Source organism: Lysobacter niastensis (assembly GCF_015453285.1).
Classification (GTDB): Bacteria; Pseudomonadota; Gammaproteobacteria; order Xanthomonadales; family Xanthomonadaceae; genus Lysobacter_J; species Lysobacter_J niastensis.
Genome location: NZ_JADLZT010000009.1, coordinates 97002 through 110690, shown reverse-complemented (window position 1 = coordinate 110690; position 13689 = coordinate 97002). Strand labels below are relative to the sequence as shown.

General features: G+C 66.9%; 11 protein-coding genes. 9 read left to right on the top strand and 2 right to left on the bottom strand.

Annotation, left to right across the window (positions count from 1 at the left end; translation table 11 throughout):
* Positions 1-58 precede the first annotated feature (58 nt).
* The 8 genes from greA (at position 59) to IU514_RS15730 (ending at position 10113) form a co-directional block, all read left to right on the top strand.
* Positions 59-535 carry a transcription elongation factor GreA gene (gene greA / locus IU514_RS15765; RefSeq protein ID WP_194932100.1) on the top strand — a complete coding sequence of 159 codons (477 nt, stop codon included), beginning with the start codon at positions 59-61 and terminating at the stop codon, positions 533-535.
* 3 nt (positions 536-538) lie between these two features.
* A complete protein-coding gene (locus IU514_RS15760) occupies positions 539-1501 on the top strand; it encodes a phosphoglycerate mutase (RefSeq protein WP_194932099.1) in 963 nt (320 codons plus the stop codon).
* Positions 1498-3213 carry a single-stranded-DNA-specific exonuclease RecJ gene (gene recJ, locus IU514_RS15755; RefSeq protein WP_194932098.1) on the top strand — a complete coding sequence of 572 codons (1716 nt, stop codon included), beginning with the start codon at positions 1498-1500 and terminating at the stop codon, positions 3211-3213. The genes IU514_RS15760 and recJ overlap by 4 nt, the downstream gene beginning before the upstream one ends.
* A 75-nt stretch (positions 3214-3288) precedes the next feature.
* Positions 3289-3918: a YkvA family protein gene (locus tag IU514_RS15750; protein WP_194932097.1), complete on the top strand. Its 630-nt coding sequence runs from the start codon at positions 3289-3291 to the stop codon at positions 3916-3918.
* 74 nt (positions 3919-3992) lie between these two features.
* Positions 3993-5121 (top strand): peptide chain release factor 2 gene (gene prfB / locus IU514_RS15745; RefSeq protein ID WP_194932096.1). Its coding sequence is split into 2 segments (ribosomal slippage): positions 3993-4067 and positions 4069-5121, totalling 1128 coding nucleotides; the frame shifts between segments, so codons are not numbered across the junction.
* A 122-nt stretch (positions 5122-5243) separates the two neighbouring features.
* A complete protein-coding gene (lysS, locus tag IU514_RS15740; RefSeq protein ID WP_194932095.1) occupies positions 5244-6764 on the top strand; it encodes a lysine--tRNA ligase in 1521 nt (506 codons plus the stop codon).
* 95 nt (positions 6765-6859) lie between these two features.
* Positions 6860-7918, top strand: coding sequence for a cyclic di-GMP phosphodiesterase response regulator RpfG (gene rpfG, locus IU514_RS15735; protein ID WP_194932094.1), 1059 nt, complete (start codon positions 6860-6862; stop codon positions 7916-7918).
* A 5-nt stretch (positions 7919-7923) separates the two neighbouring features.
* Positions 7924-10113: an ATP-binding protein gene (locus IU514_RS15730; protein ID WP_194932093.1), complete on the top strand. Its 2190-nt coding sequence runs from the start codon at positions 7924-7926 to the stop codon at positions 10111-10113.
* A 33-nt stretch (positions 10114-10146) separates the two neighbouring features.
* Here the strand turns inward: IU514_RS15730 and IU514_RS15725 are convergent, their stop codons facing one another.
* Together IU514_RS15725 and IU514_RS15720 are read right to left on the bottom strand one after the other, a co-directional pair.
* Positions 10147-11016, bottom strand: coding sequence for a crotonase/enoyl-CoA hydratase family protein (locus IU514_RS15725; RefSeq protein ID WP_194932092.1), 870 nt, complete (start codon positions 11014-11016; stop codon positions 10147-10149).
* Positions 11017-11173: 157 nt separating this feature from the next.
* The gene (locus tag IU514_RS15720; protein WP_194932091.1) at positions 11174-12856 is read right to left on the bottom strand and encodes a long-chain fatty acid--CoA ligase; all 1683 of its coding nucleotides are present in this window, start codon (positions 12854-12856) and stop codon (positions 11174-11176) included.
* Between the two features lie 177 nt (positions 12857-13033).
* Here IU514_RS15720 and IU514_RS15715 point away from each other — a divergent pair, with 177 nt between their 5' ends.
* Positions 13034-13603 (top strand): hypothetical protein, encoded by a 570-nt coding sequence (locus IU514_RS15715; RefSeq protein ID WP_194932090.1) that lies wholly within the window; start codon positions 13034-13036, stop codon positions 13601-13603.
* The last annotated feature ends 86 nt before the right edge of the window (positions 13604-13689 follow it).

The following is a 13689-nucleotide window of genomic DNA, read 5'->3' as shown; positions in this document are numbered from 1 at the left end:
GGTCGGCCGTACCCGAGATGATTTGCGCTGGCCCATGCCGGCACGAGGATGTATTGCAATGCGAGCACCCATAACCATGAAGGGCGCGCAGCGTCTGCGCGCCGAACTGGAAGAGCTGAAGTCGGTCAAGCGCCCGGCGGTGATCAACGCGATCGCCGAAGCGCGTGCGCACGGCGACCTCAAGGAGAACGCCGAGTACCACGCTGCACGTGAGCAACAGGGCTTCATCGAAGGCCGGATCAAGCAGCTCGAAGCCGAGCTGTCGCATGCCCAGGTCATCGATGTGTCTTCGCTCAACGCAGGATCGCGCGTCGTGTTCGGCGCGACGGTCGACCTGGCCGACATGGAGAGCGAGGAAGAGCGGACCTACCAGATCGTGGGCGACCTCGAGGCCGACATCAAGCAGGGCCTGATCGCGATTTCGTCGCCGGTGGCGCGGGCACTGATCGGCAAGCACGAGGGCGACAGCATCACCATCGAGGCGCCCGGCGGCATTCGCGAGTACGAGATCGTCGGCGTCAGTTACAACGGCTGAGCCATGGCGTCCGCCACGCTGCTCCTGCCGGCCCGATCGCGTTTCGGCGGGCAACGACTGTCCGAGGCGACGGGTCGCGCATTGGCCCGCGCCGATTTCGCCCATCGCGACGGCGAGCAGCTTGCTCGCGTGCTCGACGTGTTGCCGCGCGGTTGGCCTGTCGCGGCTGCGGCACGCCAGCGCGATGCGGGTGACGCCGCGCATGCGACGTGGCTGCGCGCGGATCCGGCCTACATCCAGCCCGACATCAACGGCGCGCGGTTGCTTTCGTACGGCCGCGCGTTGGGATTGAGCGCGACCGATGCCGATGCGCTGTTGCGGCCGTTGAAGCCGCTGTTCGGCGACACCGGGTTTCCAATCGACGCACCGGATCCATCGCGCTGGTACCTGCGTATGCCCGAGGGCGCGAAGCTGCCCGATTTCGTGCCGCCCGAGCAGGCGCTCGGCGCCGATCTGTTCGACCACCTGCCGGAAGGCGAGCAGGGCCGACGCTGGCGTGCGCTGCTCAGCGAGGCACAGGTGGTGCTGCACAACCATCCGCTCAACGCGCGGCGCGTGGCGGCAGGGCAGGCACCCGTCAACTCGCTGTGGTTCTGGGGCGCCGGCAAGCTGCCGGACCACGTGACGACCCGTTTCAGCGAGGTCGCAAGCGACGACGAGGCCGTTGCAGCGCTGGCATCGCTGACGAAAGCGAGCGCCACGCCGCGCCCCGTGCAATGGCGTAAGGCCGCTGGCGATGCGGTGTTCGACCTGCGCGATGCGCGCGACCTCTCGGTGCTGGAGCGCGACTGGTTCGCGCCCGCACTTGCGTCGATGGACCGCCGCGAGACCGACGACCTCCATTTCGATTTCGGCGACGGCGCGCTCTATCGCGTGAACCGGAGCCAGCGCTGGCGGTTCTGGCGCCGGCCCTTGCGTTCCTTCGTGAATGCAACCGCGACTGCCACCGAAGGTGATGGCGCATGAAACCGCTCGCGAGGCTGCGGCGGCGCGAAGCCGGCGACCAGGGGCAGTGGCCCGAAGGCATGCCTGCGCTGCTACGCCGGTTGTACGCCGCGCGTGGTGCGACCAGCATCGAACAGGCGCAGCCGAGACTGGCGAATCTTCTTCCACCGGACGAACTGGGCGGTCTCGACGACGCCACGGCGTTGCTGATCGAGGCCATCGCGCAGGATCGGCATATCGTCGTCGTCGGCGATTTCGATTGTGATGGCGCTACCGCCTGCGCCGTCGGCGTGCGCGGTCTGCGCATGCTCGGTGCGCGGCGCGTGTCGCACGCGGTGCCCAACCGCATCGTTCATGGCTACGGTCTGTCGCCGGCACTGGTCGATGAGTTGGCCGCGCTGAAACCGGACCTGCTGGTAACCGTCGATCACGGTATCGCCTGCCACGCCGGTATCGCGGCCGCCAAGGCGCTTGGCTGGCAGGTGCTGGTGACCGATCACCACCTGCCGGGCGAACAGTTGCCGCCAGCCGATGCCATCGTCGATCCGAACCTGCGCGGTGACCGATTCCCGAGCAAGGTATTGGCCGGCGTCGGCGTGATGTTCTACGTGCTGTTGGCGTTGCGACGCCGACTGCGCGAAAAGGGCGCGTTTGGCGATGCCGGGCCGGACCTGTCGGTGCTGCTGGACCTGGTCGCCGTCGGCACGGTGGCCGATCTGGTTCCGCTGGACGCCAACAACCGCGCCCTGGTCGCGGCGGGATTGCGCCGGCTGCGCGCGGGTCAGGGCTGCGCTGGCCTGCGTGCGCTGATCGAAGTCTCGCAGCGCGATGCGCGGCGCCTGTCCGCCAGCGACATCGGCTATGCGATCGGGCCTCGGCTCAATGCTGCCGGGCGCCTGGAAGACATGGCGCTCGGCATCGAGTGCCTGCTGACCGACGATTTCGGCCAGGCCCGCGACATCGCCGCGACGCTCAACGAGATCAACGGCGAGCGCCGGGCAGTGCAGCAGCAGATGACCGACGAGGCCGAACTGGCCCTGTCGCGGGTGGCCCTGGCCGACGGCGCCGCTCCGGCCGCCGTTTGCCTGTTCGATCCGGAATGGCACCCGGGCGTGGTTGGCCTGGTCGCGTCGAAGATGAAAGAGCGGCTGCACCGGCCAGTGATCGCGTTCGCGCCGGCGGAGCCCGGCAGCCAGGTGCTGCGCGGTTCGGCGCGCTCGATCCCCGGCTTCCACATTCGCGATGCCCTGGCCGACGTGGCTGCACGCCATCCGGAGCTGATCGAGCGCTTCGGCGGTCATGCGATGGCGGCCGGCATGTCCTTGGCCGCCGAGGCGTTTCCAGCCTTCGCCGAAGCCTTCCGCCAGGTCGCGGCGGCCGCGCTGACTCCAGAGCTGCTGCAGGCCGACGTGCTGAGCGACGGTGAGCTGGCCGCGGGCGAGTTCGACCGTGCCAGCGCCGAGGCGCTGCGCGATGGCGGGCCGTGGGGGCAGGGATTCCCCGAGCCGCAGTTCGACGGCGAGTTCGCGGTGCTGGGCTGGCGCGTGGTCGGCGAGCGCCACCTGAAGCTGGAACTGGGCTACGCGGGCCTGCGCCTCAACGCCATCGAATTTGGTGGCTGGACGGGCGAGGCGCCGCCCGGACGGGTCCGTATCGCCTACCGGCTGGAGCCCGACGACTATCGCGGCGGCGCCGCGGTGCAACTGGTGGTGACCCATCGCGAGCCCTGCTGACAGCGGCGGCGTTGACGCGAATTCAACGAGCGCGGACCTAGGCTGAATGGATTCCCCGTCCCGGAGCCGCGCGTCATGCCACTGACCATCAACTTTGAGCTGACCGACAAGGATCTCGAGCACTTCAGTCGCGCCATGGGCAAGGCGCGGGACATGGCCGAAGGCAAGTCCAACCAGGAAGTCGTGCAGGGCGCCATCGAACTGCTGGAAACGGCGCAGAAGAGCAACCCGCCGCAGTTCGTGAAGGACCGCCTGCTGATGCTGGACACGCTGATCGCGATGATCCGCGACGAAGGGTGGGCGCTGTCGGAGGACGATGCACAGCATGTGCGTTCGGCGCTCACCTATTTCTCGGTGCCGGGCGATGCCATCCCGGACCACGTGCCGGTGCTGGGTTTCCTCGACGACGCGATCATGATCGAGCTGTGCGCACGCGAGTTGCGCCACGAGATCGACGCCTACGCCGATTTCATCGAATACCGTCAGGGCGAGGCCGAACGGCGCGGACTGAAGCCCGAAGCCGTCGGTCGCGCCGACTGGCTGGACAGCCGCCGCGAGGAACTGCAGGAACGCATGCGTCGGCGCCGTGGTGGCCGCGAAGCCGGTTCCGGCTTCGGCACCGGTTATGGCAGCAGCAGCGGCTATGGCGCTCCAAGCACCAGCTATACGGGCGGCTGGCGGCCGGGGCTGTTCAAGTTCGGCTGACCAAAGGCAAGGGCGGGGCGCTGTTGCGGACGGTTTGTTAGACTCTCCGGTTTCCTTGAGCCATCACACCGGACATGATCGAACTCAATCCCGCCCGCCAGCGCATCGCCGACCTCCGTGGCCGGCTGGATGCGCTCAGGGGGTACCTTTGACTACGACGCCAAAGTCGAACGTCTCGAAGAAGTAAACCGCGAACTCGAAAGCCCCGACATCTGGAACGACTCCGAGCGTGCCCAGGGTCTGGGGCGTGAGCGTTCCTCGCTGGAGAAGGTGGTCGACGGCATCCGCAACCTCACCGATGGCCTGGTCGGCGCCGGCGAACTGCTGGAACTGGCCGAGATGGAGGATGACGAGTCCACCGCGCTGGCCGTGGTCGAAGACGTCGAGCGCTACGCCAAGGAAGTCGAGAAGCTCGAATTCCGCCGCATGTTCTCCGGCAAGATGGACCCGTCCAATGCCTTCGTCGACATCCAGGCGGGCGCCGGCGGTACGGAGGCCCAGGACTGGGCCGAGATCCTGCTGCGCATGTACCTGCGCTGGTGCGAATCGCGCGGCTGGAAGACCGAGCTGATGGAAGTCAGCGGCGGCGACGTCGCCGGCATCAAATCGGCCACGTTGCGGGTCGAGGGCGACTTCGCCTACGGCTGGCTCAAGACCGAGACCGGCGTGCATCGCCTGGTGCGCAAATCGCCGTTCGACTCCGACAACCGTCGCCATACCAGTTTCACCTCGGTGTTCGTATCGCCGGAAGTTGATGACAATATCGACATCGACATCAACCCGGCCGACCTGCGCACGGACGTCTACCGCTCCTCTGGTGCCGGTGGCCAGCACGTCAACAAGACGGAGTCGGCGGTACGTATCACCCACGTGCCGACCGGAATCGTCGTGGCCTGCCAGACCGGACGCAGCCAGCACCAGAACCGCGACAACGCGATGAAGATGCTGGCCGCCAAGCTCTACGAACTGGAAATCCAGAAGCGCAACGCCGAGCGCGACGCGGTCGAGGCGACCAAGTCCGACATCGGCTGGGGCAGCCAGATCCGCAACTACGTGCTGGACCAGAGCCGCATCAAGGACCTGCGCACCGGCATCGAGCGCAGCGACACGCAGAAGGTGCTCGACGGCGATCTCGACGAGTTTGTCGAGGCCAGCCTGAAATCCGGCCTGGAAGCCGGTTCGAAACGCGCCGACGCTATTTGAGGCTGCTGCCCCTTTCATCCCCGCGAAGGCGGGGACCAGGCGCCTTTGCTTCCGAGCGCAGTACCTAAGACACTGGATCCCCGCGCTTGCGGGGATGACGACCCACCGAACCCACCACGACCATGACCGAACAAACGCCCGCCACGACGCCCATCGACGAGAACCACCTGATCGCCGAGCGTCGCGCCAAACTCACGGCGTTGCGCGGGCAGGGCGTGGCGTTCCCGAACGATTTCCGTCGTGCCGACTACGCCGGTGACCTGCAGTCGGCCTATGCCGATGCGGAGCAGTGGACGGCGGAGGCGCTGGAGGGCAAGGGACACCGTGTTTCGCTGGCGGGCCGCGTGCTGCTGAAGCGCGACATGGGCAAGGCGGGTTTCGCACAGATCCAGGACGAGTCGGGGCGCATCCAGCTGTGGCTGAAGAAGGACCTCCTCGGCGATGCCTACGAGGTCTTCAAGGAACTGGACCTGGGCGACATCGTGTCGGTCGAGGGCGAACTCACGCGCACGCGCACGGGCGAGTTGTCGGTCAAGGCCGGATCGCTGCGCCTGCTCACCAAGGCGCTGCGTCCGCTGCCGGACAAGTTCCACGGCATGGCCGACGTCGAGCAGCGCTATCGCCAGCGCTACGTGGATCTGATCGTCACGCCTGAATCGCGCGAGGTCTTCGTCAAGCGTTCCAAGATCATCCGCGCCATGCGCGCGTGGCTCGACTCGCGGCGTTTTCTCGAAGTCGAGACGCCGATGATGCATTACATCCCCGGCGGCGCCGCGGCCAAGCCGTTCCAGACCCATCACAACGCGCTGGGCCTGGACCTCTACCTGCGCGTCGCGCCGGAGTTGTACCTCAAGCGCCTGACCGTGGGTGGCCTCGAGCGTGTCTACGAGATCAACCGCAACTTCCGCAACGAGGGCGTGTCGACGCGGCACAACCCCGAGTTCACGATGCTCGAGCTGTACGAGGCCTATGCCACGTACAACGAGATCATGGACCTGACCGAGGGCGTGATCCGCGACGTCGCCCAGGATGTGCTCGGTACGACCCGGGTACAGTGGGAGGGCAACGACATCGACGTGGGCCCGGCGTTCCGCCGCTGGTCGATGACGGACGCGGTGCTCGAGCACAACCCGGAGATCCGGCGCGAGGACCTGCGCGACATCGAGAAGATGCGCGCGCATTGCGCCCGACTGAAGCTGCCGGTCAAGGCGTCCTACGGCTGGGGCAAGCTGCTGCTCGAGATCTTCGAGAAGACTGTCGAGCACACCCTCATCCAGCCGACTTTCATCACCGACCACCCCGTCGAGGTCAGCCCGCTGGCACGCGCCAACGACCACGACCCGCAGCTGACCGACCGCTTCGAGCTGTTCATCAACGGCAAGGAAATCGCAAACGGCTTCTCCGAGTTGAACGACCCGGAAGACCAGGCCGCGCGATTCCAGGCGCAGGTGGCGGCGAAGGAGGGCGGCGACGACGAGGCCATGCACTTCGACGCCGACTACATCCGGGCGCTGGAAGTGGGCCTGCCGCCGACCGGTGGCCTGGGCATCGGCATCGACCGCCTGGTCATGCTCATGACCGGCTCGGCCTCCATCCGAGACGTGCTGCTGTTCCCGTACATGCGCCCCGAGACTGGCGGCTGAGGGGCTGCCGGGCTGGATCGTCCCCCAGCGACGGTAAGGCAGGGTATCCTGCTGCCAGAAGCCACTGAGGGGGTGGCCCCCATGCGGATGCAAGCGTGAACGTAGTCATCGTCGATGATCAAACCTCGGCGCGCACGATGCTGCGCCACATCATCGAGGACATCGCGCCCGAGCTTGCCGTGCACGACTTCGGCGAGCCCGGCAATGCGCTGTCATGGTGCGAATCGAACCAGCCGGACCTGCTGCTGCTCGACTACCGCATGCCGGGCATCGACGGCCTCGAGTTCGCCCGGCGTTTCCGCCGCCTGCCGTTGCATCGCGACATTCCGATCATCCTGGTGACCGTGGTCGGCGACGAACCGGTTCGCCAGGCGGCGCTCGATGCAGGCGTCATCGACTTCCTGGTCAAGCCGGTGCGCCCGCGCGAACTGCGCGCGCGTTGCCGCAACCTGCTGCAGTTGCGCCAGCAGTCCGAGAACGTGAAGCAGCGTGCGCTGTCGCTGGAACAACGCCTGCTGTCGAGCATGCACGAGGTCGAGGAACGCGAGCGCGAGACGCTGTCGCGACTGGCCCGCGCGATCGAGTACCGCGACACCGGCACCAGCGCCTACCTCGAACGCATGGCGCACGTCGCCGGACTGATCGCCGAACAGCTCGGCATGTTCGAAGACGAAGTGCGGATGATCGAGATGTCCGCGCCGCTGCACGACATCGGCAAGATCGCGATTCCCGATGCCGTGCTGATGAAGGCCGGCCCGTTGACCGAGGAAGAGACCGCGGTGATGCGGCGCCATCCCCGGATCGGGCACGAGCTGCTCAGTGGCAGCCAGAACCGCTTCATCCAGGCCGGCGCGGTGATCGCGCTGCGCCACCACGAGCGTTACGACGGCAGCGGCTATCCGGACGGGCTGGTTGGCGAGGAAATCCCGCTGGAAGCGCGGATCGTGGCGGTGGCCGACGTGTTCGACGCGCTGCTTTCGCCGCGCCCGTACAAGAAGGCCTGGGACATGGATGCGGCCCTGGGCTACCTGTACGCGCAGCGCGGCCGGTTGTTCGATCCGCGCTGTGTCGACGCGTTGATCCGCGGCCGGGTCCGGCTGGAGGAGATCTGCCAGCGCTATTCAGCCGGATCGACCCGTCCGGGTATGGAATAGGCTCCATGAAACAGGCCCTGTCCTGGATGCGCCACACGCTGGCCCAGCGCGGGGACAGCGAACACGGCCAGGCGTTCGTCCGCATCGCCGTGCTGCTGGTGGTGCTCATCTACATGCTGGTGCGCGGCGCCGGCGGCAACCTGCCTCGCGCGGAGTACGCCAACGTCCTGCACATGGTGGAGTTCGGCTTCACCGTCGGCATGGTGCTGATCGTCTGGATCTTCGCCTCGCCGGGCAAGTCGCACGTGCGGCGCGTCATCGGCATGTTGTCGGATTACGGCCTGATGGGACTGGCCATGGTCCACATGGGCGAGCCGCTCGCGTGGGTCTACGTGATCCTGATGTGGGTGACGGTCGGCAACGGCCTGCGTTACGGCAACAACTATCTCAACGGCGCCGTCGCGATGGCTTTCATCAGCTTCGGCGCCGTCATCGAGCTCAACGACTACTGGATCCGCAACCGCGTGCTCGCGGTCGGTCTGCTGATCGGCCTGGTCGCGATTCCGTTCTACCTGTCCGGCCTGCTGCGCGCACTGACGCGCGCGACCGACGAGGCGCGCCGCGCCAACGAGGCCAAGAGCCGGTTCCTGGCCAACATGAGCCACGAGTTCCGCACGCCGCTCAACGGCCTGGCCGGCATGTCCGAGCTGCTGGCCACCACGCGGCTGGATGCTGAACAGCGCGAATGCCTCAACACGATCCAGGCGTCCACGCGCAGCCTGCTGGCCCTGGTCGAGGACGTGCTGGACATCTCCGCCATCGAGGCGGGCAAGCTCAAGCTCAACATGGTGGAGTTCTCGCCGCGTGAGCTGGTGCAGGGCATCGGGCTGATCCTGCAGCCGCAGGCCAGGGCGAAGCAGCTGCGCTACGACATACAGGTGGCCGGCGACGTGCCGGAACGACTGCTCGGCGACGTGGTGCACCTGCGCCAGGTGCTGATCAACCTGGCCGGCAATGCGGTGAAGTTCACCGACCATGGTTCGGTCCGCCTGGACGTGGCTATCGCCCGCCAGGAGCACGACCGCGTCCGCCTGCGCTTCACCGTCACCGATACCGGCATCGGCATCCCGATGTCGGTGCAGACGCGTCTGTTCGAGGCGTTCGAGCAGGCCGACGTCAGCCTGGCCCGGCGCTATGGCGGTACGGGCCTGGGCACGACGATCGCCAAGGGCCTCACCGAGGCCATGGGCGGCAGCATCGGTTTCGAGAGCACCGAGCAGCGTGGCAGCCGCTTCTGGGTCGAGTTGCCCTTCCAGCGCGCCGAACAACGCCCGGAACCGGCCGTCAGGCCCGCGGCGTCGGACAAGCCGGCTACGCTGGCCGCAGCGGGCGAGGGGCCTGAGAACGTCATTGCCTTCTCCGACCCGTTCCTGCGCCATCGCGCACGCGTGCGCAGCCTGCAGATCCTGGTCGCCGACGACCACGCCGCCAACCGCATGGTGCTGCAGCGGCTGCTGCAGAAGGCGGGACACCGCGCGGTCTGCGTGGACGGCGGTGAAGAAGTGCTCAACGCCATTGAGGCCTCGGATTACGACGCCGTGATCGCCGACCTGCACATGCCAGGCGTGAGCGGCCTGGACCTGCTCAAGCAATTGCGGGTGATGGAGGCGGGCAGCAGCCGCAGGACTCCGGTCATCGTGCTGAGCGCCGACGTCACGCCCGAATCGATCGGTGCCTGCGAGCAGGCCGGAGCGCGCGCCTTCATGGCGAAGCCGGTGTCGACCACGCGCCTGCTGGACACGCTGGCCGAAATCGCGTCGAAGGGACGCAGTGCCGCGCCGATAGTCTCCACGGCGCGCAGCGACTTGCCGGTCAGCGATGGCACGTTCGATCCGTCGGTTCTCGACGAACTGGGCGCGCTGGGTATGGGCGATGGCTTCGAACGCGAGTTCATCGCGCAATGCCTGCGCGACGCCGACGGCTGCGTCACCGCGCTAATGGAAGCGGGCGAGCGGGAAGATTGGGAGCGGGTGCGCGAACAGGCGCATGCGCTCAAGGGCGTGTCGAGCAACCTCGGCCTGATCAAGCTCGCTGCCGTCAGCGGCGAGCTGATGCGCCTGCCGGACTGGCAGGTCGCACGCGAATGGCGGCAGCGCCTGGGTGGCCTGAACGAACGCCTGGCACAGGGCAAGGCGGCGCTCGAAGCGCGCGAACGGGCACGCAAGGCCCGCGGCGGCGACGAGCGCTCTTCCTGAGGGGCGGGCCGGAGACCGGCCCGCGCGGACCCATCAGGCGGCCATGGCCGAACGACGCGATTGTGCCTTGACGATCCGTTCCATCGTGCGCAGCGACTTCTCACCCAATGCCAGTGCGGTATCGACCCACACTTCGGTGATGCCCATCAGTTCGTCGTAGCCGACCGGCTGGGCAATGCCGCGCACGGCGTTCATGGCCAGATGCGCGTACGGCGAACGCTGCTGCTGGCGGATCAGTTCCTGCACGGCGGCCTCGCCCTCGCCCTTGGGCACGAGCACGTCGACGATGCCCATGCGGTGCATTTCGTCGCTGGTGAGGATCGTGCCTTCGAGGATCAGCTTTTCGGCCTGCTGCGGCGAGACGCGCTTGCACAGGAACGAATAGGCGCCCATGCCCGGGAACAGGCCGAACAGCACCTCCGGAAGGCCCATGTCCACGCCTTCTTCGGCGACGATCGTGTGGCACGACAGTGCGAGCTCGAGACCGCCGCCCAGCGCATCGCCCTGGACCAGCGCGATCGTGCGAACGTCGCCGCCGAGGCCGTTGTGCAGGTGGTAGACGCCGTCGATGCAGCGGCGCGCATAGGCGAGCAGTTGTTCGCGGTTGTTCGAGCGGATCAGCTTCGAGAACAGGTCAAGGTCGCCGCCGAGGTTAAAAGCGGCGGAGGCTGCGGAACCGAGGACCACGTGACGCAGTCGGCCAGGCTGGCGCTGGCTTTCGCGCAGCGTGATCGACGAGAGGAAGCTCCACATGTCGTCCATGAGTTCGGTACGGAAACACGGCCGGACCCCATGACCGATGTCGTCGTGCATATACATCCAATGTGTATCGCCCGCAGGATCAGACTCGACGCGCAGGGTCGAATAGTTACGCGTGCGGTGCAGCTTCTCGATGGTGCTCATTTGACAGTCCCCGGCTGTGCCGCCCGCAGGCAGGAAGGGGTGGGCGTGGCGGACGGCGTGATGTGGCCCACATTTCGATGCTACACCCGCTTTCAAGGCCGCAAAGGAAAAGCCCCTCCGGAGGAGGGGCTTTCGGGGCGGTTTGCCGGGTGGAACCTCAAGCGCCGGCAGGGTTGTCGCGAAGCTCGCGGCGCAGGATCTTGCCGACATTGGTCTTCGGCAACTCGGTCCGGAACTCGACGTAGCGCGGGTGCTTGTAGCCGGTCAGGTGCTCGCGGGCGTGGGCTTTGACCTGCTCGGCGGTCAACGCCGGGTCCTTCTTGACAATCACGACCTTGACCGCCTCGCCGGATTTGTCGTCGGCCACGCCGACCGCGGCCACTTCCAGCACGCCCGGCATCATCGCGATGACGTCCTCGACCTCGTTCGGGTACACGTTGAAGCCCGAGACCAGGATCATGTCCTTCTTGCGGTCGACGATGTAGAAGAAGCCGTTTTCATCCATACGGGCCATGTCGCCCGTATGCAGCCAGCCGTCGGCGTCGAGGACGTTGGCGGTTTCCTCGGGGCGGCGCCAGTAGCCCTTCATCACCTGCGGGCCCTTGATGCACAGCTCACCGACCTCGCCGATGCCGGTCAGCGTGTTGCCGTTCTCGTCCTTCAGGCAGGCGTCGGTCGAGGGGATCGGCAGGCCGATGGCGCCATTGTAGTCGGCCAGGTCCATCGGATTGATGCAGGCCGCGGGCGAAGTCTCGGTCAGGCCGTAGGCCTCGACCAGCGTGGTGCCGGTGGCCTGCTTCCAGCGCTCGGCAACCGAACGCTGCACTGCCATACCGCCGCCAAGCGTCAGGTGCAGGCGCGAGAAATCGATCTGGTCGAAGCCGGGCGTGTTGAGCAGGCCGTTGAACAGCGTGTTGACGCCGGTGATCGCGGTGAAGGGAACCTTCTTCAGTTCCTTCACGAACCCGGGCATGTCGCGCGGGTTGGTGATCATGTAGTTGAGGCCGCCGAACTTCATGAAGACCAGGCCGTTCGCCGTCAACGCGAAGATGTGGTACAGCGGCAGCGCGGTGATGATGATTTCCTCACCGTACTTCACGTTGGTGCCGATCCACGCCGAGGCCTGCTGCATGTTCGCGACGAGGTTGCGATGAGTCAGCATCGCGCCCTTGGCCACGCCCGTGGTGCCACCGGTGTACTGCAGGAACGCGATGTCCTCCGGGCCGATCTCGATCTCGGGCAGCTTGTGCATCTGGCCGAGCGTCAGCGCGTCCTTGAAGCGGATCGTGCCGGCGATGTTGTAGTCCGGCACCATCTTCTTCACGTACTTCAGGACGAAGTTAACGATGGCGCCCTTCGGCATGCCGAGCATGTCGCCCAGACCGGTGGTAATGACCTGCTTGACCTGCGTGTCGGCGATGACTTCCTGGACGGTGTGGCCGAAGTTGTCGAGGACGAGCAGCGCGCTGGCGCCGGAGTCGACGAGCTGATGCTTCAGCTCGCGTGCCGTGTACATCGGGTTGGTGTTCACCACGGTCAGGCCGGCACGCAGGATGCCGAACGTCGCGATCGGGTACTGCAGACAGTTGGGCATCATGATCGCGACGCGATCGCCCTTCTTCAGCTTGAGCTCGCCCAGCAGGTAGGCCGCGAACTGGGCGCTCAGGCGGTCCGCCTCGGCATACGTCAGGACCTTGCCGAGGTTGGCGAAGGCGGGACGGTCGCGGTACTTGCCGATCGCGTTCTCGAGAACCGACACAATGGATGGATACTCGTCGACATCGATCTGGGCCGGTACGCCGGCCGGATACTGCGCAAGCCACGGACGTTCAAAACTCATCGCGCTCCCCTCTGTCATGCCGCGGTGATCGCCGCACTGCCAAATGCGCAGGCGTACGGTCTTTCCCGGATTGGAGCATAGGCACTAGGGGCTGGCAAGGCGGCCCAGGGGCAGGCGAGGTGCACGGACCGCGGCGGAAATCCATGTCAGCATGCGCCCTTCGTCGCGGAGGAACGCATGCGGAAATCTTCAACGGGCACCAGGGCGGTTTCGTTTGCGCTGGCGTTGGCCCTGTTCGGGCTCGTGCTCGCGGGATGCGCGCGAACCCCGCCTGAGCAGCGGCTGCGCGAGACGCTTGCCGGGCTGCAGGCGAGCGTTGAGCAACGAGACCCAGGGGCGTTGCAGGGCTACCTCGCCAAGGACTTCGTCGGTCCGGATGGCCTCGACCGGGAGCAGGCACGGCGCATGGCGCAGGTCCTGTTCCTGCAGCACCGGGACGTCGGCGTGCGGGCAGGACCGCAGGAGATCGTGCTGCGAGATGGGCACGCCACGGTGAGGTTCACCGCAGCCCTGACCGGCGGGTCGGGCCGATTCCTGCCGGATTCCGCGCAGCTCTACGAGATCGAGAGCGGCTGGCGCGGAAGACGGCGACTGGCATCTGACCAGCATTCGCTGGACACCGGCGCTCGGGCCTGCCCGATAGCGCGCGCCTGGCGAACGCCCTCGCGCGATGCGCGAGGGCGGGGCTTCCGCTCGATCCGGTGCCGTCAGGCGGCCTTTCTCGAGGCGAGCTGGCGCAGCACGTAATGCAGGATGCCGCCGTGGTGGGTGAGGGACGGCCGCTTGCGCGGCACTGCCGCGCGGCCGTTCCGAACGCCCGCCGCAATGCGGCG